The following is a 24,710-nucleotide window of genomic DNA, read 5'->3' on the forward strand; positions in this document are numbered from 1 at the left end:
CCCGACCCCTCCCCCACCGTTCCCCGCACCCGAGGAGTACCCCCATGGCCGACGACGAGGCCGTCCGCACCACCGTCGCCGACGGCGTCGGCACGATCACCTTCAACCGCATGCACCGGCGCAACGCGCTCAGCCTGGAGCTGTTCGCCGCGCTGGGCGACCAGCTCGACGCGTGGCGGGCCGACGACGACGTCGCCGCCGTCGTGATCACCGGCGGCGAGGAGGCGTTCTCCGCGGGCCTCGACCTCGACCTGCAGTCGGCGTTCACCGAGGACTCCCGCGACGAGTACTCCGCCATGTGCCTGCGGGTCTACGGCGCGCTGCTCGACTACGCCAAGCCCACCATCGCCGCCTGCGCGGGCCCGACCCTGGGCGGCGGCTGCGACATCGCCGTGTTCTGCGACATCCGGATCGGCGCGGAGAACGCCGTGTTCGGGTTCCCGCAGATCAAGTTCGGGCTGACCCCGTACTTCTCCCCGCTGTGGAAGATCGTCGGGCTGAGCCAGGCCAAGCTGCTCACCTTCTCCGGGGACCGGATCGACGCCGCGGAGGCGCTGCGGATCGGACTGGTCGACCGCCTGGTGCCCACCGGTGGCGTGGTCGGCGCCGCGACGGAGCTGGCCCGGTCGATCGCGGCCACCACCACGCGCTCGGCGATGATCAACAAGGAGCTGGCGCTGCGCTCGCCCACGATGGACCCGATCAGTGCGCTGTCGTTCGAGACCTCCGCCTACCGGGAGGTCATCCGCCACCCCGAGGTGCTGGAGCGGATCGGCGAGGCGTTCGGTCGCCTCCGCCGCCGCTGATCGGCCGTTCGGACCCTGACCGAGTGATCCGTCACTAGATACGGTGACGGATCACGTCGGTTCGAGCCGTAGGAGCACGTCGATGACGACTGCCACCCCCTCCGCCAGCACCGCCTACCGGTACGCCGGCTATCGCGCGTCGGGTCTGTGGACCGCGACCACACTGGCCGACCTCGTCCCCGCGGCGGCCGCCCGCCACCCCGAGCGGGAGCTGTTCTGCTTCGAGGGCCGCCGTGTGAGCTACGGCGAGTTCGAGCGCTGGACCCGCGCGATCGCCCAGGACCTCGTCCGGCGCGGCGTGGCCCCGGGCGACCGGGTCCTGGTCCAGCTGCCCAACCGGCTCGAGGCGCTCGCGGTGCAGGTCGCGGCGTTCCGGGCGGGCGCGGTGGACGTGCCCGTCATCCCGATCTACCGCGAGCACGAGATGCGCCAGATCGTCGCCGACTGCCGCCCCGCGGTGGTGTGCACGGTCGACGCCCTCGGCCCGCGCGACCCGGCCGCCGAGCTCGACGGGCTGCTCGACGAGGCGGGCCTGGACCCGGTGGTGCGCTACCTCGTCGGCGGCGGGCGCCCCGGCTGGGTCGCGGTCCCCGACGCGGCGACGGCCGTCGACGAGCCGCTCACCGTCACCCGTGGGCCCGCCGACCCGGCGCTGCTGCTCTACACCTCCGGGACCACCGCGGCGCCGAAGGGGGCGCTGCTGTCGCACCGCGCCGTCGTCGCGCACCTGGTGAACTTCCGCGACGCGCTGGGCGCCGGGGAGCACACCGTCACCCTCGCCGCGACGCCGCTGTCGCACCTGGGCGGCTTCGTCGCGGCCGTGGTGTTCCCGGTCTTCCTGGGCGGCCGCTCGGTGGTGATGTCCGGCTGGCGGCCCGACGACGCCGTCGAGCTGATCGAGGCCGAGCGGGTCACGCTGATGATGGGCGCGACCGTGTTCGTCGCCGACCTCGTCGAGCGCTACCGGACCCGTCCCGAGGGCCACCGTCTCGACACCTACGCCTGCGCGGGCGCCGCGATCGCCCCGGAGATCGTCGACCGGGCGTCGGAGGCGGGTGTGCGGGTGGTGCGGGCCTACGGGATGACCGAGACCGCGGGCGTCCTCGCGATCGCCGCCGCGGACGACCCGCTGGAGCGCAGGCGGGCCTGGGACGGTCGGCTGCTGCGCGGGATGGAGATGACCGTCGTCGACGAGGACGGGGCGCTCGTCCCGCCAGGCACCGTCGGCAGGCTGCGGATCCGCGGCCCCCAGCTGCTGGAGTGCTACACCGACCCGGTCGTCACCGCCGAGCAGGTCGACGACGACGGCTGGTTCTCCCCCGGCGACGTCGGCCGGGTCGACGACGAGGGCTGGGTCCAGATCGTCGGGCGCACCAAGGACATCGTGAACCGGGGCGGCGAGAAGTTCTCCACGATGGACATCGAGCTGGCGATCGCCTCGGCCCCCGGGGTCCGGCGGGTCGCGGTCACCGCCGTGCCCGACGAGCGTCTCGGGGAGGCCGTCGGCGCCTGGGTGGTCCTCGACGACGACGCCCGCGCCGCCGGCGTCGACCCGCTGCTCGACCACGTCGCCGGGCAGCGGCTCGCGCGGGCGAAGACCCCCGTCGAGTGGCACGTCGTCGCCGACATCCCGGTCACCGCGACCGGCAAGATCCGCAAGCACACCCTGGCGGGGCTGCCCGACCTCGACCTCTGGCTCGCCCACCGCACGGCGCCCGCGTGAGCACGACGGACACCGCCCGGTTCGCCGAGGGCACGGTCGCGCTGGTCACCGGCGCCGGCCGGGGGCTGGGCGCGGAGTACGCGACCGCGCTGGCCGCGGCCGGCGCCACGGTCGCCGTGCACGCCCGCGCCGCCGACGCGGCGGGCGCCGTCGTCGCGCGGATCCGCTCCGGCGGCGGCCGCGCGCACCCGGTGACCGGCGACGCCCGTGACGGACGCGCCCTGGTCGCCGACACCGTCGACGCGCTCGGCCGGCTCGACGTGCTCGTCGTCAACGCCGGGGCGACCCGCGACCGCGCGGTCTCCCGGCTCACCGACGACGACTGGGACGCCGTCGTCGACGTGCACCTGCGCGGCAGCTGGACGGCCTGCTCGGCGGCCTGGCCGCACCTGCGGCTCCGGGGCGGGTCGATCGTGCTGACCACCTCGGGCGCCGGGCTGCACGGCAACCCCGGCCAGGCCGCCTACGCCGCGGCGAAGGCCGGGGTCCTCGGGCTGGCCCGGACGCTGGCCGCCGAGGGCGACCGGTTCGGGATCCGGGTCAACGCCGTCGCCCCGATGGCGCTGACCTCGATGACCGAGGAGGTCTTCCGCGACCGCCCCGCGCAGGCACTGCGGGCCGCCGACGTCGCCCCGGTCGTCGTCGCCCTGGCGCTGCCGTCGTGCCCGCTGACCGGCGAGGTCGTCGAGACCGGCGGCGGCTGGGCCTCGGTGCTGCGCTGGGAGCGCTCGCACGGCGTCCGCCTCACCGGCCCCGACGGCCGGCCGCCCGGACCGGCCGACGTCGCCGCGCACTGGGCCGGGGTGACCGACTTCGCCGGTCGCCCGCCCGACCACCCCACCGGCACCGCCGACTCCCTCGCCGCCGCCTGCGACGCGGCCCGCGGGACCGGCGCCACCCGACCCGGAACCGAGGCCTGCTGCTGAGCGCGGCGGGCGACACTGGAAGGACACGCGTGACCGAGTACCGCTACCTGAGGACCTCCGTCGAGAACGGGGTCGGCATCCTGCAGCTCGACCACCCGGAGAAGCGCAACGCGCTGGGCTGGGAGCTGCACGAGGAGATCGTCGCCGCGCTCGCGGCCTGGGCCGAGGACGACGACGTCGCCTGCGTCCTGTTCATCGGCAACGAGGACTTCTTCTGCGCCGGCTGGGCGCTCGACGTCCTGCAGGACACCACCGGCGACGACCGGACCCGGTTCACCGACCTGGCCTACAAGCTGATGGTCGCGATCTACGACTACCGCAAGCCCACCGTGGCGGCGGTCGCCGGCGTCGCCCCCGGCTACGGGATGGACCTGGCCAACATGTGCGACATCACGATCGCCTCGGAGAACGCCGCGTTCGGGTCCACGCAGGTCAAGTACGCGATGAACGGCTTCTACCACGCGATCCTGCGCAAGACGAACACGCAGCGGGCCCGCCGGATGTTCTTCACCGGCGACCCGATCGACGCCCAGGAGGCGCTGCGCTGCGGGCTCGTCGACGAGGTCGTGCCGGTGGGGACGCTGCGCGAGTCGGCCCTGACGCTGGCGACGCAGATCGCCGAGCACGGCAGCGAGCTGACCACGGTGCTCAAGGAGGTCGCGCTGCGCGCGTCGCACATGGACCACGTCGCCGCGACCGCCTACGAGCTGCGGGTCACCCACGACCTGCTCCAGCGCGGGCTGTTCACCCGGCGGATCGCCGAGGGCCTGGACCGGCTGCGCTCGGGCACCAGCAAGGCCACCGAGCGGCTGGCCCGGCCGTGAGCTCCCTGCACCCGGCCGACCCGGCCTTCGCCTCGGCCTACGGCGCCGCGTGGACCGCCGACCCGGACGCGCTGCTGTCCTTCTTCGCCCCGGACGGCGTGTACCGCGACATCGCGCTCGACGGCACCTACCGCGGCCGCGACGAGATCGCCCGGTTCCACCGGTTCATGCTCGTCTTCGCCCCGGACTCGCACATCGAGTTCGGCGAGACCTGGGCGGGCGACGGACGGCTCACCTCGCGTTGGGTGTGGTCGGGCACGGTCCGCGGGCCGCTGAAGCTGCGGTCCGGGGAGCTCGTCGACGTGGCGGGCGCCCGGTTCTCCGTGCCGGGCGTCGCCGTCGGCACCTACGACGACGACGGCCTGCTCACCTCGCACGACGACTACTGGGACCTGGCGAGCGTGCTGCACCAGGTCGGGGCGCGGATCGGGTCACCGACGCGGTCGCCGGCAGCAGGCTGAGGGAGCCCTCGACCAGGTCGCGGACGGACCGCTCCACCGCGGCCGGGTCGAGCACCCCGTGCCCCCCGAGCGCCCCGGACCGCCGCCGGACGAGGACCCCCTGCAGCAGCGTCGCCGCCGTCCAGTGGGTCAGCGCCCGGTAGCGGTCCAGCCCGGACAGGTCCAGGCCGGTGCGGGCGGCGTAGTCGGCCGCGAGCTCCGCGCGGTCGCCGAAGCCGCCGGCCCGGGTCGGGCTCGGGATCGCGACGGCGGCCTCGCCGGGGCCGCGCCAGTCGTCGAGGAGCCAGGCGAGGTCGACCAGCGGGTCGCCGTGGGTGCACAGCTCCCAGTCCAGGACGGCGGTGACCCGGCCGCCGTCGACGAGCAGGTTCGCGAGCCGGTAGTCCCCGTGGACGACGGTGAGCCGCTGGGCCCGCGGCGGCGCGGCGGCGATCCGCCGGTGCGCCTCCCGCCAGGCGGCGTCGACGCTCCCGGGCGCCGACCCCGCCCAGGCCTCCCAGTTGCGGGCGGCGCGCCGGACGCGGCGCGCGAACAGGTCGTCGGCGTCGCCGCGGACCGGCCCGATCCGCTCCGGGTCGACGCCGTGCAGCCGGGCCAGCACCGCGACCACGTCACCGGCCAGCGCGCGCCGCCGCGGCACGGGCAGCGCGTCGGCGTCGGCCTCCCGGGCCAGGACCGTGCCCGGCGACCGTTCCATCACGAAGAACTCCCCCGGCACGCCGTCGACACCGGATCCCGACGCGACGACGGCCGGGACCGGGACCGGCCCGCCGGCCAGCCCGCGCAGGACCCCGGCCTCCCGCAGCGCGTCGTCGGCGGCCGCCCCGGCCGGGCGGTGGCGCAGGACCCACGCGCGACCGGCCGCGTCGGTGACCAGGCTGGTGACGTTGGACTGGCCGTCGCCGATCCGGTCGACCCGCAGCGGCCCGGTGACCTCGACCCGGTCCCCCAGCCACCGCGCGAGCGCGGCGGGGTCCGGTCCGCTCACGACGTGCCCGCCCGCCGGCCGAAGCCGAACAGCTCGCGGGCGATGGTGCGGACCTGGATCTCCTCGGTGCCCTCGGTGATGCGGTACCGGCGGTGGTGGCGGTAGATGTGCTCGAACGGCACGTCGCGGGTGTAGCCGAGCCCGCCGTGCACCTGCATCGCCCGGTCCGCGGCCTCGCAGGCGAGCCGGTTGGCCCGCAGGTTGCACATCGACACCTGCTCCGACAGCGCGACCTTGCCGTCGGTGTCCATCGCCGCCGCGGTCGCCCGGACCAGCGCGCGCACCAGGGTGGCCTCGGTGTGCAGCTCGACCAGGGGCCACTGGACCGCCTGGTTCGACGCCAGCGCGCGCCCGAAGACCTCCCGCTCGCGGGCGTAGGTCACCGCCGCGTCGATGCAGAACCGGGCCGCGCCGAGGCTGGACGCGGCCTGCCGGATGCGGTTCTCGTGCACGAACAGCAGCGCGAGGTCGAGCCCGGCGCCCGGCTCGCCGAGCACCGCGGAGTCCGGGACGCGGACGCCGTCGAGGGTCACGTCGGAGTGGTCGGTCGGCATGGCCATCGTCCAGGCGTGCCGCTCGACCCGGAACCCGGGTGTGTCGGTCGGGACGACGAACGCGGTGATGCCGCGGGCGTCGCCGGGCTCGCCGCCGGTGCGGGCGAAGACGACGTCGATCCCCGGGCGGTGCATGCCGGTGTTGAACCGCTTCGCCCCGTCGATCACCCAGTCGCCGTCGCGGCGCACCGCGCGGGTGCCCATCCAGGTCGCGGCGCTGCCGTGGCCGGGCTCTGTCAGCCCGAACCCGCCGCTCACCTCGCGCCGGACCAGCGGCTCGATCCAGTCGCGCTGCTCGGCGGTGCCCGCCCGCCACAGCAGCTCCACCAGCGGGAAGTTCCCGACGCAGCTGGTCTCGGACTGCAGGTCGCTGTGCAGCCCGACGGGCCTTGCCGCGAGGTGCTCACGGACCTGCGCCATCGCGAGGTTGGCCCCGTCGGCGCCGCCGAGTGCGGCGGGCAGCGCGAACCGGTACAGCCCGGCCCGGTCCGCGCGGCGGGTCATCTCGGTCAGCAGCTCCTCCCACTCCCGCGCCGGGACACCGCCGTGGTCGAGGTCGGTGCGGGCGAACTCGCGGCGGTGGTCGAAGAACTGCGGGTGCTCGCGTTCGAGCGGGGCCAGCTCGTCGGCGGCGAAGCGGTCGATGCGGTCGAGCAGGTCCTGCGTGGCCGGGTCGGGCGTCGGGGTCATGGTCGAGGTCTAGCGGCCCGGAGCACCGGCGACGCACCATCGTCCGGTTATCCCGGACGGCGCTCGTCGTCGCCGGTCCGGTTCCGCCACGCTCCGCAGCGCCGGCTCGACGCGGAGCCGTACCGCCAGGGAGGACCCGTGCTGAGCACGATCGCCAGAGCCGGATCGGTGCTGGGGCTGTTCACCCACGACCGTCCGGAGTGGGGTCCCCGCGAGGTCGCCGCGCGGCTGGAGCTGCCGCGCTCCACCGCGCAGGAGCTGCTCGCGAGCCTCGCCGGGATCGGGCTGCTGGAGCGCACCGCCACCGGCCGCTACCGGCTGGGCTGGCGGCTGCTGGCGCTGTCGCGCACCCTCGTGCACGGCGCGGGCTTCGACGGCGGCGCCGGTGCGGTGCTGCGCGAGCTGGCCGCGGCGACGGGTGCGACGAGCCGCCTCGGCGTCTGGGACGGCCGCTACGTCGTCCCGGTGTCTGCGGTGCACCCCGAGGGTGGGGTCCGGCTGCCGGGCGTCGGCAACGGCGGCCGGCTGCCCGCGCACTCCACCGCGCTGGGCAAGACGATCCTCGCCCACCGCCCGCGCGGCGAGGCGGTCGAACGCGCCCACCAGGGTTTCTCGGTGTTCACCCCGCACACGATCCACCGGCTGGACGCCCTGCACGCCGAGCTGGACCGGATCGTCCGCGACGGCGTCGGCGTCGACGCGCAGGAGACCTTCCTGGGCGTCGGCTGCGTGGCCGCCCCGGTGCGCGACGGCTCCGGGCGGGTCGTCGCGGCCGTCAGCGTCTGCGTCGCCGACGACCGGCTCGCCGCCCGCAGGCCCGCCCTCGCCACCGCCGTGCTCGGCGCCGCCCGGCGCCTCGGCTCCGTCCCGTGGGACACCGGCCCCGAGCTCGGGCCGGTCATCCGCGAGGTGGTGCCCACGCTCCCCCGCCCCGACGACCCCGAACCGCCTCCGGAGGACCCCCGATGACCAGCCCCCTGACCGACATCGCCGGCTCGATCGGCCGCGTCGTCGTCCACATCACCCGCGAACGGCTCGGCGCGGACCGCCGGACCTCGGACCCCGCCGTCGTGCCGCCGTCGGCGCGGGCGGTCACCCCGCAGTGGCTGACCGGCGTGCTCTGCCGGGACGTCCCGGGCGCGATGGTGATCGACGTCGAGGCGGGCGAGGGCCACAACGGGACCAGCGCCCGGCTGCCGCTGCGGGTCGTGTACAACTCCGTCGGCCAGGCCGCGGGCCTGCCGACCAGCCTGTTCACCAAGGCCACGTCGACGTTCACCTCGCGGCTGCTGATGGGCGTCACCGAGATCGTCGAGGGCGAGGCGATCTTCTACAACCGCGCCCGGCCGACCCTGGACCTGCGCAGCCCGCGCGCCTTCTACGCCGGCTACGACCCGCACACCTACCGCTCGCTGCTGCTGCTGGAGGACCTCGGCCCGCAGGGCTGGACGTTCCCGGCGCCGATGACCAACACCGTCACCCGCCGCGACGCCGAGACGATGGTGGAGCAGCTCGCGACCTACCACGGCGGGCTGTGGGACAGCCCCCGGCTGCGCGCCGGCGGGGACCTCGCCGGGCTGCGCGGGGCGACGGCGTGGCAGGAGAAGCTGAACCCGATCTCCTACCGCAAGCGCACCCTGGTCGGCCTCGAACGCGCCCGGCACGTGGTGCCCGACGAGGTGTACGCCCGGCGCGGCGGGATGCACGACGCGTTCATGCGGGCGCTGCACCTGCACGACCTGGCCCCGCAGACGCTGCTGCACCAGGACGTGCACCTGGGCAACTGGCTGCGGGACCCGGACGGCGCGATGGGTCTCTACGACTGGCAGTGCGTCGCGCGCGGGAACTGGGCCCTCGACGTGTCCTACGCGCTGAGCGTCGCACTGCCGATCGAGGACCGCCGCGCCTGGGAGGCCGACCTGCTGCGGCACTACCTCGACCGGCTGCGCGCGCACGGGGTGGCCGAGCCGCCGTCGTTCGACGAGGCGATGCTCGCCTACCGGCGGCAGCCCCTGCACGCACTGACCCTGGCGCTGTTCTCGATCGGCGGGACCCGGTTCGAGAACAAGCTCCAGCCGCAGGGCTACATGATGTGGGCGATCGAGCGGATCGCCCGCTTCGTCGCCGACATGGAGACCTTCGACGTGCTGCGCTGAGCCGGGCGGGGCCCGCTCAGCGGGCCCCGGCCATCCCGGCCAGCCGACCGGCGATGATCTCCTCCGCCTCGGCGACCATCCGGCCGATCAGCTCGGCGCAGGTCGGCACGTCGCGGATGATCCCCTGCACCATCCCGACCGACCAGATGCCCGCGTCGAGGTCGCCGGTCTCGTAGACGGTGGCGCCGCGGCTGCCCGCGACCAGGTGCCGGATGTCGTCGAACCGGGCACCCGCCGCCAGCTTCTCCACGACCTCGGCGGACACCGCGTTGGCCGCCACCCGGGCGGTGTTGCGCAGCTGCCGGAAGATCAGCGCCGTGTCGCGCTCGCCCGCCTCGACGATGCGGGCCTTGACCGCGTCGTGCACACCGGACTCCCGCGTGCACAGGAAGCGGGTGCCCATGTTGACCCCGTCCGCGCCGAGCGCGAGCGCCGCGACCAGGCCGCGGGCGTCGGCGATGCCGCCGGAGGCGAGGAACGGGACGTCGAGGACGTCGGCCGCGGCGGGCAGCAGCACCAGCCCGGGGACGTCGTCCTCGCCGGGGTGCCCGGCGCACTCGAAGCCGTCGATCGACAGCGCGTCGACGCCGAGGTCCTGGGCCTTCTGCGCGTGCCGGACCGAGGTGCACTTGTGCACGACGACGATCCCCGCGTCGTGCAGCGGCCCCAGGTGCGCGACCGGGTTGGCGCCCGCCGTCTCCACCACCGGGACACCCTCGTCGATGATCACCTGGCGGTACTCGTCGTAGGGCGGGGCGTCGATGGTCGGCAGGATGGTCAGGTTCACCCCGAACGGCTTCGCGGTCAGCTCCCGGCAGCGGCGGATCTCGGCCCGCAGGTCCTCCGGGGTGGGCTGGGTGAGGGCGGTCAGGAAGCCCAGCCCGCCCGCCTCGGCGACCGCCGCGACCAGCGGCGCCCGGCCGACCCACTGCATGCCGCCCTGGACCACGGGGTGTTCCACCCCGACGAGCTCGGTGAATCGCGTCCGCATCGACGTCTCCCTCGGTGGGTCGTGGTCGAGGGTCGTTGACCCTCCTCGCCGGTTAATCTAGTTTAAAAACAACGGGCGTCACCGGCGACATCGGAGGGATCACATGGACGTACAGGGACTGCGCTGCCTGGTGACGGGCACCGCGTCGGGGATCGGCGACGCCGTCACCCGACGGCTCGTCGAGGGCGGCGCGACCGTCGTCAGCCTCGACCGCAACAAGCCCTCCGCCGAGGTGGACCAGCACGTCGAGGTCGACCTGGCCGACCCCGCGAGCATCGACTCGGCGCTGGAGCGGATCGAGGGCACCTTCGACGTCCTCGCCAACATCGCGGGCGTCCCCGGCACGGCCCCGGGCGACGTGGTGTTCAAGGTGAACTTCCTCGGGATGCGGCACCTGACCGAGTCGATGTTCGACCGGATGAACACCGGCGGGTCGATCGTCGTGGTGTCCTCGACCGCCGGTTTCGGCTGGCCGGCCCGGCTGGAGACGATCCGCGAGGTGATGGCCACCGACACCTTCGACGAGGGCGCGGCCTGGTTCGCGGCGCACCCGCAGCAGGGCAACGCCTACAACTTCTCCAAGGAGGCGGCGACCGTCTACACCCTGGCCATGGGCGGGGCGGTGCGCGAGATGAACGAGCTGCGCATCAACGCGCTGCTGCCCGGCCCGGTGGAGACGCCGATCCTCGCCGACTTCGAGGAGAGCATGGGCAAGGACACCCTCGACGGGGTGCGCGAGTTCCTGGGCCGGCACGCGACGGTCGACGACATCGCGCCCGCCGTGGTCTTCCTCGCCTCGCGCGACTCGCGCTGGCTGAACGGGTCGACCGTCACCGCCGACGGCGGCATCACCGGTGCGGTCGCGGCCGGGCTGGTGCCCGCGCCGGAGATCTAGCCCGTGTGCTCGCCCAGCCCCAGGGCGTGGCCCATCCGCTGCTGCTTGGTGCGCAGGTAGCGCAGGTTCTGTGCGGTGGGCTCGGACGGCAGCTCCACACGGCCGACGATCTCGAGGCCGTGCCCGTCGAGCCCGCCGTACTTGGCCGGGTTGTTGGTGATCAGCCGGAGCCGGGTGATCCCCAGGTCGGCGAGGATCTGCGCACCGACGCCGTAGGAGCGCGAGTCGACGGGCAGGCCCTGGACGGTGTTGGCGTCGAGGGTGTCCAGGCCCGTCTCCTGCAGGGCGTAGGCCCGGATCTTGTGGGCCAGGCCGATCCCCCGCCCCTCGTGTCCACGCAGGTAGACCACGGCTCCCGCGCCCTCGTCGGCGATCGCGCGCAGCGCCCGTTCCAGCTGCTGACCGCAGTCACAGCGCAGCGACCCGATGATGTCGCCGGTGAGGCACTCGCTGTGCACCCGCACGAGCGCGCCGCCGGGGCGGCGGGACGCCTCGGCGACGTCACCGTGGACCAGCGCGAGGTGCTCGGTGCCGTCGACCAGGGAGCGGTGGGCGACCGCGCGGAACTCGCCGAACACGGTCGGCATGGCGGCCGACGCGACCTGCTCGACCAGCCGCTCGGTCGCCCGCCGGTGCCGCACGAGATCGGCGATCGCGAGCACCGGCAGGTCGTGCTCGGCCGCGAACGCCCGCAGCACCCCGCCCCGGGCCATCGACCCGTCCGGGGCGACGATCTCACCGATCACCCCGACCGGCTCCCGCCCCGCGAGCCGCAGCAGGTCGACCGTCGCCTCGGTGTGCCCGGCCCGGACCAGCACCCCGCCCGCGCGGGCGCGCAGCGGGAACACGTGCCCCGGCCTGCGCAGGTCCGCGGGCCGGGTCGCCGGGTCCGCCAGCGCCCGCAGCGTCGCCGCACGGTCGGCGGCCGAGACCCCGGTCCCGGCACCGGTGTGGTCGACCGACACCGTGAACGCGGTGCCGTGGGCGTCGGCGTTGTCCTCGACCATCGTGGGCAGCGCCAGCGCGTCCGCGCGCTCCGCGGGCATCGGGGCGCACACGTTGCCGGTCGTGTGCCGGACGACGAACGCGAGCTGCTCGGCCGTCGCGGTCGCCGCGGACAGCACGAGGTCGCCCTCGTCCTCCCGGTCGGCGTCGTCGGTGACGATCACCATGCCGCCTGCCGCGAGCGCCGCCACGGCGCGCCGGACGGCGGCGGCACCTGGCAGGGACATCGGGTTCGGGTTCACGTCCGGCTCCTCACATCGGGCACGTCATCGGGCCGGGCGACCGTAGGACGCGACGGCGACGGACCGATATCCGCAGGCGGACGGCGCACAGCCGCTGCGCGCGGCCTGCGGTCGGCGGCTGTACCGCGGCCACGCACGGATATCGGGCGGCCGCGCCGCGGCCCTACCGTTCGCTCCATGGACGAGACCCCGCACACCGAGGTGCCCCCGATCGACCCCGGCCGCATGCGCTCGGTGCTGGGTCACTTCGCGTCGGGGATCGTGGTGGTCACCGCGCTCACCGCGGACGGGCCGGTCGGGTTCACCTGCCAGTCCTTCAGCTCGCTGTCGCTGGAGCCACCGCTGGTCAGCTTCTGTCCCGCCCTGACCTCGACCACCTGGCCGCGGATCCGTGAGGTGGGTGCGTTCTGCGTGAACGTGCTGGCCGACGGCCACCGCGAGCTGAGCTCCGCCTTCGCCCGCTCGGGCACCGACAAGTTCGCCGGCGTCACCTGGGACCCGGCGCCGTCGGGTGCACCGGTGCTCGCCGGTGTGGCCGCGTGGATCGACTGCACCCTGGAGGAGCAGTACCCGGGCGGGGACCACACGATCGTCGTCGCCCGGGTGCACGACCTGGGCGCCGACCCCGTCCGCGCGCCGCTGCTGTTCCACCGCGGCGGCTACGGCGCCCTAGCCCCGTAGCGTGTCGCGCGGGAGCTCCCCGAACCGTTCCCGGTACTGCTGGGCGAACCGGCTCGGGTGGAAGAAGCCCCAGCGCAGCGCGATCTCCTTCACCCCGGTGACGGTGGGGTCGCTGCGCAGCAGCTCCCCGCGGACGTGGTCGAGCCGCACCCGGCGCAGGTAGGCCATCGGGGACTCCCCGAGCTCCTGGGCGAAGGACGCGTGCAGCGTGCGGACGCTCATGCAGCCGACCCGCGCGAGCTCCTGCGGGGTGAGCGGCTCGTCCGCGTGCTGCTCCATGTAGTCGAGCACCGGGCCGAGCCGCCCCCGGCGGACCGGGTCGTCCGGCGCGGCGAGGGCGTCGGAGTACTGGTGACGGCCGGCGTACAGGAGCTGGCTCATCACGAACGCCTCGAGCTGCTCACGGGCGATCGGCATCTCGGCCAGACCCCCCGGCCGGTTCAGCTCCTGGGCCAGGAACTGCACCGAGGACAGCAGGGTGCGCCCCGCGGGCGAGGAGAAGTCGAGACCGAAGTCGAACTCCACCACGTCGTGCACCGGCTGGTTCAGCTGCTCGCTCAGGTGGGTCTCCAGGCTGCGCCGCGGGATCTTGAGGATGTACTGCTCGGCGTCGGGTGACCAGCGCACCGTCGTCGTCCGGTCCGGCAACAGCGTGACCCCGGACGCCCCGGCGGCCGTGGCGGCCCGCGACCCGTCGCTGCGCTGGGCGATCGTGTTCCCGGCGACCGTGAGGTTGATGTGGTACGCGTCCTCGGTCGGCGGCATCACGAGCTTGGCCGCGGACTTGTAGGTCAGGAAGCCGAGGGTGAACATCCGGTCCGAGGTGGCGTTCAGCGTCATCTCGAGCTGGTCGGTCGGTGCCGTCAGGTCGTGGTCGAGATAGACCCGGGACACCGCCTCGCGCGCCTGCTCGAGGTTGCGCGTGTCGAGGACCGGGTAGCGGCCGAGGTGGTGAGCGGCCGCGCGTGCGTCGAGGGCGTCCATCGGCTCCTCCTGATGCCGTCCCGTCACCGGTGGCGAGCGGTCGAAGAGTTCCTTGACGATAGTGCCCGACCGGCGGGCCGCCCAGCCGCTGAACGCAGGCCCCGATCCGTTCCGTGCAGCTCGCGCGGAACGGCTGCACGCGTGCCACCTACGGCTAGTTGTGATGCCCAGCCAGGTTGTTCAACCTGGTGATGGGTGTGGCCTTTCCGATTGCCGAGTGGGGCCTGTGGTGGTTGTAGTCGTGGACCCATGCTGGCAGAGCCGCGAGTCGGGCTGACTCGGAGTTGTAGAGCTTCTTGAAGGCCCAGCCCTCGGCCAGGGTCCTGTGGAAGCGCTCGATCTTCCCGTTCGTCTGCGGCCGGTAGGGCCGTGTCTTTTTCGGGGTGATGCCCAGCTCGGCACAGGTGTCGCGCCAGAGATGAGACTTGTAGCAGCCGCCGTTGTCGCTGAGCACGCGTTTGACCGTGACACCGCGGCAGGCGAACCAGGCGACCGCGTTACGCAGGACCGCGGCCGCGGTCTGCTTGGTCTCGTCCTCGTGTGCTTCGACATAGGCGACTCGAGAGTGATCGTCGATGACGGTGTGCAGGTAGCAGGTGCCCAGCAGAGGCTGGTGGTACCGACTCCTGGGCAGACCGGTTCGTGTCGAGGTCACCGCACGGTTCTTCTCGCCTTGTCGACGACCGACGTAGCGCCATCCGCCTCCGTCGGGGACCTTGCCGAGCTTCTTGACATCGACGTGGATCAAGTCGCCGGGCGCCTCGTGCTCGTAGCGGCGGATCGGCTCGCCAGTAGCCCGGTCGATGTGGGTGAGCCGGTTGATGCGACAGCGCACGAGCACGGCGTGCACGGTCGAGGACGCCATGTCGAGCCGGTCGCCGATCTCGACCGGTCCCAGGCGCTGCTTCCAGCGCAGGTGCACGATCTTGCGGACCACCGGCGCCGGCGTGCGGTTCGGCTGGTGACGGGGGGCCGAGGACCGGTCGTGCATCCCGGCCGGGCCTTCATCGCGGTAGCGCTGGGCCCACTTGTTCGCAGTCCGCCACGAGACGTCGTAGCGCTCGGCGGCGCGGGCCACAGACCAGCCTAGATCGACGACCAAGCGAGCGAGTCGGAGTCGGGCACGACAGGTGAGCGCGGCATTGGAGTGGGTAGCGTGGGACACGAAGGCCTCCTGGGTGCGGAGCGGTTCCTCGACAGCTCCACTCCACACCCGGGAGGCCTTCGCCCATCTACAGATCAGACCGTGTCGTCACACGATCTCGACCAACGTGCCTGGGCATCACAGCTAGTCGGCCACGGAGACCCGCTCGTAGCGTCGCCACCCATCAGACGGCACGCGCCAGGAGGTCGACGATGACATCGCCGCTGCAGGAGTTCCGGCAGTTCGTCCATGGGAAGGCGGTGGACGCCCGGTCCGGTGCGACGTTCGAGTCGCTGAACCCGTACACCGGGGAACCGTGGGCGCGGCTGGCCGACGGCGGCGCGGACGACGTCGACGAGGCCGTCGCCTCGGCGCGCGCCGCGTTCGAGGGCGAGTGGGGCGCCATGACCGGCTTCCAGCGCGCCGCGATCCTGCGCCGGTGCGGGGACGCGATCGCCGCGAACGCCGAGCGCCTGGCCCGTCTGGAGGTCAACGACTCCGGCAAGCTGCTGCGCGAGATGCTCGGCCAGCTCAACGCCCTGCCCCAGTGGTACTACTACTTCTCCGGGCTGGCGGACAAGATCGAGGGCCGCACCGTCCCGCCGGTGAACCCGAACTACTTCGGCTTCACCACCCGCGAGCCCGTGGGCGTCGTCGCCGCGATCACGCCGTGGAACAGCCCGCTGCTGCTGCTGACCTTCAAGCTCGCCCCCGCGCTCGCCGCGGGCTGCACGATGGTCGTCAAGCCGTCCGAGCACGCCCCGGCCTCCACCGTCGCGTTCGCCGAGATCCTGCACGAGGCCGGGCTGCCCGCCGGGGTGCTCAACGTCGTCACCGGCTGGGACCGCGCCTGCGGCGAGGCGCTGGCGTCGCACCCCGGGGTGGACAAGGTCGCGTTCACCGGCTCGTCGGCGACCGGGGCGAAGGTCGCGCAGGCGGCGGTGGCCAACTACAACCGGGTCACCCTGGAGCTGGGCGGCAAGTCCCCGCAGATCGTCTTCCCCGACGCCGACCTCGACGCCGCCGCGAACGGCCTGGTGGCGGGCGTGTTCGCGGCCACCGGGCAGACCTGCATGGCCGGCTCCCGGCTGATCGTGCACGCCGACGTGCACGACGCCCTGGTGGAGAAGGTCGTCGCGCGGGCCGAGGCCATCGTGCTCGGCGACCCCACCGAGGCCGGCACCGAGATGGGCCCGGTCGCGAACCGGCCGCAGTACGAGAAGGTGCTCGGCTACCTGCAGGGCGCGGCCGCCGAGGGCGCGACCTTCGCCTGCGGCGGCGAGCCCGACGCCGAGCGCGGCGGGCTGTTCGTCCGGCCCACGGTCGTCACGAACGTGTCCCCGGAGAACACGATCGTCCGCGAGGAGGTGTTCGGGCCGGTGCTCGCCGCCTACACCTTCACCGACGAGGACGAGGCGCTGAAGCTCGCCAACGACACCCCGTACGGGCTCGCCGGCGCCGTGTGGACCAAGGACGTCCACCGCGCCCACCGCGTCGCGAAGAAGCTGCGCGCGGGCACCGTCTGGGTCAACGCCTACCGCGTGATCGCCCCCAACATGCCGTTCGGCGGCTTCGGTGCCTCCGGCATCGGCCGGGAGAACGGCGTCGACGCGGTCAACGAGTACACCGAGAACAAGTCCGTGTTCGTCGAGCTGACCGGCGGGACGCGCGACCCGTTCCAGCTCGGCTGACACCCCTCCCCGCGCACGACTCCCCCCGCACGACGTCGAAGGAGACGACCATGACCGTGACCGCCAACGAGCGCCTCGGGCTCGCCCCCACCGATCCCCGCCCCGCCTCGGAGACCCGGCCCGCGGCCGACCGCACGACGACGAACCCGCTGTTCGGCGACCAGAAGATGAAGCTGGGCCTGTTCGGCAGCAACTGCTCGTACGGGCTGATCATGAGCCACGCCCCGTCCAGCTACGAGATCACCTGGGAGCACACCAAGGAGATCGCCCAGCGCGCCGACCGGCTCGGGTTCGACGTGCTCGTCCCCGTCGCCCGCTGGAAGGGCTTCGGCGGGTCCACCAACTTCAACGGCAACTGCTTCGAGACCTACACCTGGGCCGCCGGGATCGCCGAGGCGACCGAGCGGATCGCCGTCGCCGCGACCTCGCACCTGCCGACCATGCACCCGATCGTCGCGGCCAAGCAGGCGACGACCGTCGACCGCATCTCCGGCGGCCGGTTCGCGCTGAACATGGTGATGGGCTGGGTGCCGCCGGAGATGGAGATGTTCGGCTCCGAGCAGCGCGAGCACGACGAGCGTTACGCCTACGGCCAGGAGTGGCTGGACTTCGTGAGCAAGCTCTGGACCGAGGAGGGCACCTTCGCGATCCACTCCAAGTACTTCGACGCCGAGCTGCTCGAGGCCTACCCCAAGCCGCACCAGGGGCCGCGGCCCGCGCTGATCAACGCGGGCAACAGCCCGTCGGGCATCGAGTTCTCCGCCCGCAACGTCGACTTCAACTTCGCCTCGCTCGACACCCTGGAGAACATCAAGGCCTACACGACGGCGCTGAAGGAGAAGGCCCGCACCGAGTACCAGCGCACGATCCACGCCATGACCTACGGCCTCGTCGTCTGCCGGGACACCGAGGCGGAGGCGAAGCGCGACTTCCAGCAGGTCGTCGACGAGGGCGACTGGGGCGCGGCGGGCAACGTCATCAAGATCGCCGGCTCCGGTGCGTCGCAGTCCTTCGACCACGCGGTGAAGAAGATGCAGGAGCGCTTCATCGCCGGGTGGGGCGGCTACCCGATCGTCGGGACCCCGGAGCAGGTCACCGAGGAGCTCGGCAGGCTCAACGAGGCGGGCATGGAGGGCATGATCTTCGGCCTCGTCGACTACAACGAGGAGCTGAAGTACTTCGGCGACAACGTCATGCCGCTGCTCAAGCAGGCCGGCCTGCGCCACTGACCGGTCCCGGCACCTCCGCCGCCCGGGCCGCACGGTCGGCCCGGGCGGTGAACCGCAGGACCAGCGACGACACCAGCCGGGGCGCGTCGCCCATCGGCACGTGCCCGACGCCCGGGACGCGGACGAGCTGCGCGCCGTGCACGGCGTCGAGCATCGGCCGCCCGTAGCGGGCGAAGGGCAGCATCCGGTCCCGCTCGCCCCAGGCGATCAGCACCGGACAGTCCGGGGTGAACGGGCGCAGCGCCCCCGCCCGCGACGCCCCGGCGAGCAGGTCGGCCAGCACCTCGCAGCCGGCGAGGTCGTCGACCAGGTCGTCGACGTCGAACCGGGTGAGCAGCTCGGGGTGCTCGGCGACCTGCCGCAGCAGGAGCCGCCGCAGCGGCCGCACCCCGAGCACGACCCGGGCCCCCGGCACGCGGCCGAGCCGCCCGCCCGCGCGGAACAGCCGCAGCAGCCGGTCCAGGTCGGCCGGTTCGGCCCACGCCCCGGCGGGCGAGAGCGCGACGACCGAGCGTGCCCGGCCGCGCCGGGCGAGCTCGAGCGCGACCCAGCCGCCGAGCGAGTTGCCGACCAGGTGCGCGGTGCCGACGCCGGCGTCGTCCATCGCGGTGGCGACGGCGTCGACGATGGCGGGGACCACCTGGTCCGGGCGCCCGGTGACGGCGGGCCCGCCGTGGTGACCGGCCAGGTTCGGGGCCAGCACCCGGTGCCGGCGCTCCAGCGCGGGCAGCACCGGCCGCCACGCCCGCCAGGACGACGTCGCCCCGTGGAGCAGGACCAGCGGGGTCCCCGCCCCGCCGACGTGGACGGCCTCGATCACGGTGTCCCCCCGGTCAGAAGAAGCGGCGCAGCAACGCCATCTTCCGGTCCGTGTAGGGCGGGTACATCAGCGCGGGGTCCGGCTTCGCGGGCTTGGCCAGCACCGCTTTGCGGTGGCTGAACGCGTGGAAGCCCCACTCGCCGTGATAGGCACCCATCCCGCTGGTGCCGACGCCGCCGAAGGGCAGCTGCGGAACCAGGCAGTGCATGGCCAGGTGGTTGATCACCACGCCGCCCGAGCTGGTCCCGGCGAGCACCTTCTCCTGCGCTGCCCTCGACCCGGTGAACAGGTACAGGCCCAGCGGTTTGGGCCGGGCGTTGACGAAGCGCATCGCCTCGTCGAGCGAGCCGACGGTGAGCACCGGCAGGATCGGGCCGAAGATCTCGTCGGCCATCACCGCGGAGTCCGGGTCGGGGTCGACGACCACGGTCGGCTCGATGGAGTGCGTGGCCGCGTCGGTGCCGCCGCCGGCCGCCACCTCGCCGCCGTGACCGTCGAGCAGGGCGGCCAGGCGGCCGAACTGCCGGTCGTCGACGATCGGCTGCGCGGCCGGTTCCCCGGCCCGGAACTCCCTCAGCGTGGCGACGATGCCGGCGACCAGACGGTCGCGCACACCGGCCTCGACCAGGACGTAGTCGGGGGCGATGCAGGTCTGCCCGGAGTTGAGCAGCTTGACCCAGGCGATCCGCCGGGCCGCGACGTCGATGTCGGCGTCCGCGGTCACGATCACCGGGCTCTTGCCGCCCAGCTCCAGCACCACCGGGGTGAGGTGCGCCGACGCCGCCTCCATCACCTTCTTCCCGATCCCCGGCCCGCCGGTGAAGAACGCCAGGTCCAGGCCCTGCGCCAGCAGGTCCTGGGTGACCACGGCGTCGCCCTCCAGCACGGCGACGGCCTCCGGGTCGAGGTACTCCGGGATCAGCCGGGCGAGCAGCGCCGAGGTCGCGGGCGCGTGCTCCGACGGCTTGACCACGACGGTGTTCCCGGCCGCGACGGCGGCGACCAGGGGGCCGAGGGTCAGGTAGACGGGGTAGTTCCAGGGGCCGATGACCAGCACCGTGCCGAGGGGTTCGTACTGGTAGAAGCCGCGACCGGGCAGCATCGACAGCGGGAGCGAGGTCCGCCGCCTGCGCATCCACCGCTTCAGGTGCTTGCGCGCGAAGGCGGCCTCGGCCGCGGTCGAGGCGATGTCGCCGAGCCAGGCGTACGGGGCGGGTCTGCCGAGGTCCTGCGCGAGGGCCGCGGCGATGTCCGGCTCCCGCTCGGTCACCAGACGCTCGATGCCGCGCAGCTGGCGCAGCCGCCAGGCCAGGGGCCGGGTCCGCCCGGAGGAGAAGGTGCGGCGCAGCCGGGCCACGGTGGCCGCGGCGTCGCCCTCGACGTGGGTCACGGTGCTGGTCACGGCGGGATCAGCCGACCGGGTTGGTGCCGGGGACGGCGCCGTCGAGGTCGACGATCTCGGCGAACCGGTCGCCGACCTGGTCGATCGTGGGCACCTCGGCGAAGGTGACGCCCTTGGTGCGGAACTGGGCGACCCGGTGCACCTCGCCGCCGCCGGCGACCAGGACGCTGCCGGTCTCGGTGCACTCGTCGCTGACCAGGTGCCCGACGACCGGTGCGACGTGCGCCGGGGAGAGCTTCGCCAGCATCTCCGGCGGCGCGATGTCCTCGGTCATCCGGGTCGCCGCCATCGGCGCGATCGCGTTGGCGGTGATGCCGCGCTTGCGGCCCTCGATGGCCAGGGTGTTGATCAGGCCGATCAGCCCGCCCTTGGCGGCACCGTAGTTGGCCTGGCCGAAGTTGCCGTAGATCCCCGAGGTGGAGGTGGCGACGACGACGCGGCCGTGGCCCTGCTCGCGGAAGTGCGGCCAGGCCGCGTGGATCACGTGGAACCCGCCGTAGAGGTGCACGCGCTGGACGGCGTCCCAGTCGTCGTCGGTCATGGTGTGGAACGACCGGTCCCGCAGGATGCCGGCGTTGGCCACCACCCCGTCGATCCGGCCGTAGGCGTCCAGCGCAGTGGCCACGACCGCCGCGCCGCCCTCGGGGGTCGCGACGCTGTCGTGGTTCGCCGTGGCCTCGCCGCCCTCGGCCCGGATCTCGGCGACGACGGCGTCCGCCGCGGTCGACCCGCTGCCCGTGCCGTCGCGGGACCCGCCCAGGTCGTTGACGACGACCTTCGCGCCCGCCCGGGCCAGGACCAGCGCGTACTCACGACCGAGGCCGTTGCCCGCCCCGGTGATCGCGACGACGCGCCCCTCGACTCCTGCCATGCCTGCCGTACTCCTTCGTCGTGGATGGATGGATGCGGCCGCGTCAGCGGCCGGTGAAGCGCGGGCTGCGCCGCTCCAGGACGGCGGCCAGCCCCTCGCGGGCGTCGGCGGTGCCGGACAGCTCGGAGACCGTGCGGGCCTCCTCCGGCAGCTGGGCCTCGACCCGGTTGCCGAGCCCGGACCAGACCAGGCGCTTGACCGCGCCGAGCGCGCGCGGCGCCCCGGCCGCCAGGGTCCGGGCGACGGCGAGTGCCTCGTCGTGCAGCGCGTCGTCGGCGACGACGCGGGTGATCAGGCCGATCTCGGCGGCCTCGGCCGCGGTCAGGGTCGGGTTGAGCAGCAGGATCTCCATCGCCTTGCGCAGCCCGACCAGCTGCGGGAGCGTCACCGACGACCCGCCGTCGGGGGCCATCCCGACCCGGGCGGCGCCGGACATGAACCGCGCCGACTCCCCGGCGAGCACGATGTCCGAGGCGCACACCAGGCCCAGTCCCCCGCCGCCCGCGGCGAAGCCGTGCACGGCCGCGACGACCGGGACGGGCAGCGCGAGCAGGGCCGCCGCGACGTTCTGCAGCCAGGCGGTGGCCTCGCGCAGGTAGTCGGGCAGCGCCTCGCCCTTGGCGGCGAAGGTCTTGACGTCGCCGCCCGCGCAGAAGTTCTTCCCCTCCCCGGTCAGCAGGAGCACCCGCAGCTCGGGGCGGCCGGTGGCGGTCATGACGGCCTCGTGCAGCGCCCGCAGGAACGGCACGTCCATGCCGTTGGAGGCCTCGGGCCGGTTGAGCCGCAGCCGGCCGACGCCGTCGTCGTCGAGGTCGAAGAGCACCTGTGCGGTGCCGGTGTGGGTCGTGTCGGTGGTCGTCACGTCCGTGTCCTTCCGGTGAACCGGTCGATGCCCGCGCCGGCCCGTTCCCCGCCCAGATGGGCGAGGGTCGAGGAGAGCTCGGCGGCGAGGCCGTCGGTCAGGGTCCCGTGCAGCCCGCCGCGGACGAGGTGCTTGATCCGGGCGAGCGCGTCGCGGTCCTTGCCGAGCAGGTTGGCGACGGTGCGCTCGACGAGCGCGTCGAGCTCGGCGGCCGGGGCGCAGGCCCAGGCCAGCCCCCAGTCGACGGCGTCGCGGCCGGAGAGCCGGTCGCCGAGCAGGATGTGGCCGAGCGCGCGGGGCGTCCCGACGATGCGGGGCAGCCGCTGCGACCCGCCGCCGCCGGGGATCATCCCGAAGTTCGCGTGGTTGTCGGCGAGCACCGCGTCGTCGCGGACGAGGGCGATGTCGACGGACTGGAGCAGCTCGAACCCGCCCGCCATCGCGTACCCCTCGACGACGGCGACGACCGGCACCGGCAGCGTCGCGATCAGCTCGCAGGCGCCGACGAAGGTCTCGAACAGCGGCCGCAGCGCCTCGGGTCCCTGCTCGCGGAGCCGGGAGACCTCGTGGAAGTCCCCGCCCGCGCAGAAGTGGCCGCCCGCGCCGCGGACCACGACGACGTCGGCGGTCTCCGCGGCCGCGGCGAGCCCGTCGTGCAGGGCGCGGGCCAGCTCGACGGTGATCGCGTTGCGGGCCTGCGGCCGGTTGAGGGTCAGGGTCGCGACGCGGCCGTCGGCACGGTCGTCGAACCGGGTCAGGACGGTGCTCACGTGTCCTCCCGCCAGCGGTCCGCGGACGGGTCGAGCAGCTTGTGCAGGTGCCCCTCGGGCAGCCACACCAGCGTCTCGAGCTCCAGGGCGTCGAGGAAGCGGACGCGGCCGGTGCGCAGGTCCTCGATCCGCAGGCGACGGCTGTTGGCGTCGTCGTCGACCCGGATGCTGACCTCGGCGAACTCGTTGCCGACGATGTCGGGGGCGATCTCCATCAGATCAGGAACGACAGCGTCGCGATCGCCCTGGCGTTGTCGACCAGGGCGACCTTCTTGTAGGACAGGGCGAGCTCGCCGTCGACGACGCGGAGCCGGTAGGTGGTCCGCCCGGCCCACAGCCGGTTGCCCCGCTCGCGGGACTCGACGAGGACGAAGTTGGCGCCGACCTCGGTGTCCCCGGTCTCCGGGACGGTCCCGAGGATCTCCACGTTGGACACCACGCGCCGCAGCCGGGACGCGGGCACCTGGGAGTGCCGACGCCCGGTGCGGTACTGCTTGATGCGGGTGGCGATCCGGTTGCGGTTGTCGTGGATGATCGACATCTGCGTCATGCGGTCGGCGTCGTCGTCGTTGGCGGGCACCCAGTAGAGGGCGTCCGGGGTCCAGAGCGCCTCCCAGTCCTCGTAGCGGTGCTCGTCGGCGTAGCGCGCCTCGCGGTAGAGGAACTGCTCGACGGTGCGCAGGTCCAGCTCGGTGGTGGTCATCGGCCCTCCGTCATCAGCCGGGTGTAGTGCTGCCAGAACCCGCGCATGCCGGTCTCGTCGGTGGCACCGCCGACGGTGAGGCCGCGCTCGTCGACGTGCTCGCGGTCGGCGCCGCGGCGGATGTCGAGCCACTCCGGGCGCAGCTCGGCGACGCCGGCCTGGTTGCGCTCGTACATCTCGGTGTCGTCGGCGAGCAGCATCCCGGCGGGCCCGACCGAGCCGATGCACTGCTGCAGCATCCGCCGGTTCATCTCGGGGGCGCCCTTGAGCTGCACGGCGGTGACGTGCTGGACGGTGAGGTCCGCGGCCAGCGGCTGGATCGTGAACAGCTGGATCTCGGCGATGAACAGGTTCGGGAAGATCATCACGTGCGGTCCGCCCTCGACCAGGATGTCGTGGGCGTCCGGGCCGTAGGTCTCGCGCATCCGGGCGGAGTAGCCGGGCACCTTCTCCTCGGTGGTGCCGAACCAGCCCAGCGGCGTGCCGAGGCGCCGGAACTCCGGGCGCAGGTCGTTCTCGCTGTGGCCGCCCCCGAGGTCGCGGGTGACCGCCGTGGACTTCTCGCCGTAGAGGGCGCCGATCCCGCTCTCGGCGACGCTGAAGATCGACGCGTGCACGAACTGCGGGTGGTAGCCGTCGGTCTCGTTCTCCGCGAGGAGCTTCCAGTTGGCCTGCGCCCGGTGCTGCAGGAACCCGGCGGTCAGCTCGATCTCGCCGTCCGGCGAGAGCCGGACCAGCCGGTCGATCTCGCCCTTCGCCTCGCCGAGGTGCTCGTCGAGCGTGGGGCCGTCGGGGGCGAAGCTGCCGAACACGAAGCCCTGGTAGACCCCGACCCGGGCGACGCGGCCGAGCCCGAGGTCGAGCTTGCCGCGGCCGCCGTAGCCCTGCGGGAACGGGTAGCCGAGCATCCGGCCGTCGTTGCGGTAGGTCCAGCCGTGGTACGGGCATCGGAAGGAGCTGGAGTTGCCCGCCGAGGCCTCGCAGACCAGGTTGCCGCGGTGCGCGCAGCGGTTGAGCAGCAGGTGCACCTCGCCGTCGGCCGTGCGCGTCATGATGACGTCCTGCGGGCCGATGGACTTGCGGACGTAGTCGTTCGGTGCGGCGATCTCGCTGACGTGGCCGACGTAGACCCAGGTCCGGTACCAGATGCGCTCCAGCTCGTCGGCGAAGATCTCCGGCGAGGTGTAGAGCGAACCGTGCACCCGCCGGGGCTCGATCAGCTCCTCGTAGGGAGCCGCGGGGGGACGCGGCGCGCCGGCGGGGGCGGTCGGGGTCACTGTCGGTTCCTCTCG

Annotated in this window: 25 protein-coding genes; 11 read left to right on the forward strand and 14 right to left on the reverse strand. The window is 73.6% G+C overall.

Going from position 1 to position 24,710, the window contains the following annotated elements:
* Window positions 1–44: 44 nt before the first annotated feature.
* The 5 genes from KPL60_RS18000 to KPL60_RS18020 all read left to right on the forward strand — a co-directional run bounded on the left by KPL60_RS18000 (window position 45) and on the right by KPL60_RS18020 (window position 4,740).
* Window positions 45–806: an enoyl-CoA hydratase/isomerase family protein gene (locus KPL60_RS18000; RefSeq protein WP_226350391.1), complete on the forward strand. Its 762-nt coding sequence runs from the start codon at window positions 45–47 to the stop codon at window positions 804–806.
* An 82-nt stretch (window positions 807–888) separates the two neighbouring features.
* Complete coding sequence (locus KPL60_RS18005) at window positions 889–2,529, forward strand: class I adenylate-forming enzyme family protein (protein ID WP_226350390.1); 1,641 nt, start codon at window positions 889–891, stop codon at window positions 2,527–2,529.
* Window positions 2,526–3,455: an SDR family NAD(P)-dependent oxidoreductase gene (locus KPL60_RS18010; protein ID WP_226366554.1), complete on the forward strand. Its 930-nt coding sequence runs from the start codon at window positions 2,526–2,528 to the stop codon at window positions 3,453–3,455. Before KPL60_RS18005 ends, KPL60_RS18010 begins: the two co-directional genes overlap by 4 nt.
* 29 nt (window positions 3,456–3,484) lie before the next feature.
* Window positions 3,485–4,279, forward strand: a complete 795-nt coding sequence (locus KPL60_RS18015; protein ID WP_178373052.1) for an enoyl-CoA hydratase/isomerase family protein — start codon at window positions 3,485–3,487, stop codon at window positions 4,277–4,279.
* Window positions 4,276–4,740 (forward strand): nuclear transport factor 2 family protein, encoded by a 465-nt coding sequence (locus KPL60_RS18020; RefSeq protein ID WP_226366555.1) that lies wholly within the window; start codon window positions 4,276–4,278, stop codon window positions 4,738–4,740. The genes KPL60_RS18015 and KPL60_RS18020 overlap by 4 nt, the downstream gene beginning before the upstream one ends.
* Here KPL60_RS18020 and KPL60_RS18025 read toward each other — a convergent pair.
* Together KPL60_RS18025 and KPL60_RS18030 are read right to left on the reverse strand one after the other, a co-directional pair.
* Complete coding sequence (locus KPL60_RS18025) at window positions 4,646–5,728, reverse strand: phosphotransferase family protein (protein WP_178373054.1); 1,083 nt, start codon at window positions 5,726–5,728, stop codon at window positions 4,646–4,648. The two genes, KPL60_RS18020 and KPL60_RS18025, sit on opposite strands and share 95 nt — an antisense overlap.
* Window positions 5,725–6,972: an acyl-CoA dehydrogenase family protein gene (locus KPL60_RS18030; RefSeq protein WP_226366556.1), complete on the reverse strand. Its 1,248-nt coding sequence runs from the start codon at window positions 6,970–6,972 to the stop codon at window positions 5,725–5,727. The genes KPL60_RS18025 and KPL60_RS18030 overlap by 4 nt, the downstream gene beginning before the upstream one ends.
* Before the next feature lie 138 nt (window positions 6,973–7,110).
* On the opposite strand from KPL60_RS18030, the gene KPL60_RS18035 reads away from it, so the two are divergent.
* Both KPL60_RS18035 and KPL60_RS18040 read left to right on the forward strand, forming a co-directional pair.
* A complete protein-coding gene (locus KPL60_RS18035) occupies window positions 7,111–7,941 on the forward strand; it encodes an IclR family transcriptional regulator (RefSeq protein WP_226350386.1) in 831 nt (276 codons plus the stop codon).
* The gene (locus tag KPL60_RS18040) at window positions 7,938–9,128 is read left to right on the forward strand and encodes an aminoglycoside phosphotransferase family protein (protein ID WP_062396870.1); all 1,191 of its coding nucleotides are present in this window, start codon (window positions 7,938–7,940) and stop codon (window positions 9,126–9,128) included. Before KPL60_RS18035 ends, KPL60_RS18040 begins: the two co-directional genes overlap by 4 nt.
* 16 nt (window positions 9,129–9,144) lie before the next feature.
* On the opposite strand, the gene KPL60_RS18045 is transcribed toward KPL60_RS18040, so the two are convergent.
* A complete protein-coding gene (locus KPL60_RS18045) occupies window positions 9,145–10,119 on the reverse strand; it encodes a nitronate monooxygenase family protein (protein ID WP_226350385.1) in 975 nt (324 codons plus the stop codon).
* 103 nt (window positions 10,120–10,222) lie between these two features.
* Here KPL60_RS18045 and KPL60_RS18050 point away from each other — a divergent pair, with 103 nt between their 5' ends.
* Window positions 10,223–11,014 carry a coniferyl-alcohol dehydrogenase gene (locus KPL60_RS18050; protein WP_226366557.1) on the forward strand — a complete coding sequence of 264 codons (792 nt, stop codon included), beginning with the start codon at window positions 10,223–10,225 and terminating at the stop codon, window positions 11,012–11,014.
* Here the strand turns inward: KPL60_RS18050 and KPL60_RS18055 are convergent.
* The gene (locus tag KPL60_RS18055; protein WP_308016776.1) at window positions 11,011–12,261 is read right to left on the reverse strand and encodes a bifunctional 3,4-dihydroxy-2-butanone-4-phosphate synthase/GTP cyclohydrolase II; all 1,251 of its coding nucleotides are present in this window, start codon (window positions 12,259–12,261) and stop codon (window positions 11,011–11,013) included. The genes KPL60_RS18050 and KPL60_RS18055 overlap by 4 nt on opposite strands.
* Window positions 12,262–12,438: 177 nt before the next feature.
* On the opposite strand from KPL60_RS18055, the gene KPL60_RS18060 reads away from it, so the two are divergent.
* Window positions 12,439–12,942, forward strand: coding sequence for a flavin reductase family protein (locus KPL60_RS18060; RefSeq protein WP_062396876.1), 504 nt, complete (start codon window positions 12,439–12,441; stop codon window positions 12,940–12,942).
* Here the strand turns inward: KPL60_RS18060 and KPL60_RS18065 are convergent.
* Window positions 12,931–13,926: a helix-turn-helix domain-containing protein gene (locus tag KPL60_RS18065; protein WP_226350383.1), complete on the reverse strand. Its 996-nt coding sequence runs from the start codon at window positions 13,924–13,926 to the stop codon at window positions 12,931–12,933. The two genes, KPL60_RS18060 and KPL60_RS18065, sit on opposite strands and share 12 nt — an antisense overlap.
* 154 nt (window positions 13,927–14,080) lie before the next feature.
* Complete coding sequence (locus KPL60_RS18070; RefSeq protein ID WP_226366137.1) at window positions 14,081–15,091, reverse strand: IS481 family transposase; 1,011 nt, start codon at window positions 15,089–15,091, stop codon at window positions 14,081–14,083.
* A 191-nt stretch (window positions 15,092–15,282) separates the two neighbouring features.
* Here KPL60_RS18070 and KPL60_RS18075 point away from each other — a divergent pair, with 191 nt between their 5' ends.
* Both KPL60_RS18075 and KPL60_RS18080 read left to right on the forward strand, forming a co-directional pair.
* Window positions 15,283–16,761 carry an aldehyde dehydrogenase gene (locus tag KPL60_RS18075; RefSeq protein ID WP_226350382.1) on the forward strand — a complete coding sequence of 493 codons (1,479 nt, stop codon included), beginning with the start codon at window positions 15,283–15,285 and terminating at the stop codon, window positions 16,759–16,761.
* Window positions 16,762–16,811: 50 nt separating this feature from the next.
* Complete coding sequence (locus KPL60_RS18080) at window positions 16,812–17,990, forward strand: LLM class flavin-dependent oxidoreductase (protein ID WP_178373061.1); 1,179 nt, start codon at window positions 16,812–16,814, stop codon at window positions 17,988–17,990.
* On the opposite strand, the gene KPL60_RS18085 is transcribed toward KPL60_RS18080, so the two are convergent.
* From KPL60_RS18085 to KPL60_RS18120, 8 genes are read right to left on the reverse strand one after another with little or no spacing between them, the layout of a single operon-like run.
* On the reverse strand, window positions 17,965–18,810 hold the full coding sequence (locus tag KPL60_RS18085) for an alpha/beta fold hydrolase (protein WP_226366558.1): 846 nt from the start codon (window positions 18,808–18,810) through the stop codon (window positions 17,965–17,967). The genes KPL60_RS18080 and KPL60_RS18085 overlap by 26 nt on opposite strands.
* A gap of 13 nt (window positions 18,811–18,823) precedes the next feature.
* Window positions 18,824–20,212 (reverse strand): aldehyde dehydrogenase family protein, encoded by a 1,389-nt coding sequence (locus tag KPL60_RS18090; RefSeq protein WP_226350380.1) that lies wholly within the window; start codon window positions 20,210–20,212, stop codon window positions 18,824–18,826.
* Between the two features lie 7 nt (window positions 20,213–20,219).
* The gene (locus KPL60_RS18095; RefSeq protein WP_226350379.1) at window positions 20,220–21,083 is read right to left on the reverse strand and encodes an SDR family oxidoreductase; all 864 of its coding nucleotides are present in this window, start codon (window positions 21,081–21,083) and stop codon (window positions 20,220–20,222) included.
* Window positions 21,084–21,126: 43 nt separating this feature from the next.
* Complete coding sequence (locus KPL60_RS18100; RefSeq protein ID WP_226366559.1) at window positions 21,127–21,945, reverse strand: enoyl-CoA hydratase/isomerase family protein; 819 nt, start codon at window positions 21,943–21,945, stop codon at window positions 21,127–21,129.
* On the reverse strand, window positions 21,942–22,715 hold the full coding sequence (locus KPL60_RS18105; RefSeq protein WP_226366560.1) for an enoyl-CoA hydratase/isomerase family protein: 774 nt from the start codon (window positions 22,713–22,715) through the stop codon (window positions 21,942–21,944). Before KPL60_RS18105 ends, KPL60_RS18100 begins: the two co-directional genes overlap by 4 nt.
* Entirely contained in the window at window positions 22,712–22,930 is a 219-nt protein-coding gene (locus KPL60_RS18110) for a hypothetical protein (RefSeq protein ID WP_178373065.1), read from the reverse strand. The genes KPL60_RS18105 and KPL60_RS18110 overlap by 4 nt, the downstream gene beginning before the upstream one ends.
* Window positions 22,930–23,418, reverse strand: coding sequence for an aromatic-ring-hydroxylating dioxygenase subunit beta (locus KPL60_RS18115; protein ID WP_226366561.1), 489 nt, complete (start codon window positions 23,416–23,418; stop codon window positions 22,930–22,932). The genes KPL60_RS18110 and KPL60_RS18115 overlap by 1 nt, the downstream gene beginning before the upstream one ends.
* On the reverse strand, window positions 23,415–24,695 hold the full coding sequence (locus tag KPL60_RS18120; protein ID WP_226350375.1) for a Rieske 2Fe-2S domain-containing protein: 1,281 nt from the start codon (window positions 24,693–24,695) through the stop codon (window positions 23,415–23,417). Before KPL60_RS18120 ends, KPL60_RS18115 begins: the two co-directional genes overlap by 4 nt.
* Window positions 24,696–24,710 lie beyond the last annotated feature (15 nt).

It is taken from the genome of Pseudonocardia sp. ICBG162 (assembly GCF_020496225.1).
Classification (GTDB): domain Bacteria; phylum Actinomycetota; class Actinomycetes; order Mycobacteriales; family Pseudonocardiaceae; genus Pseudonocardia; species Pseudonocardia alni.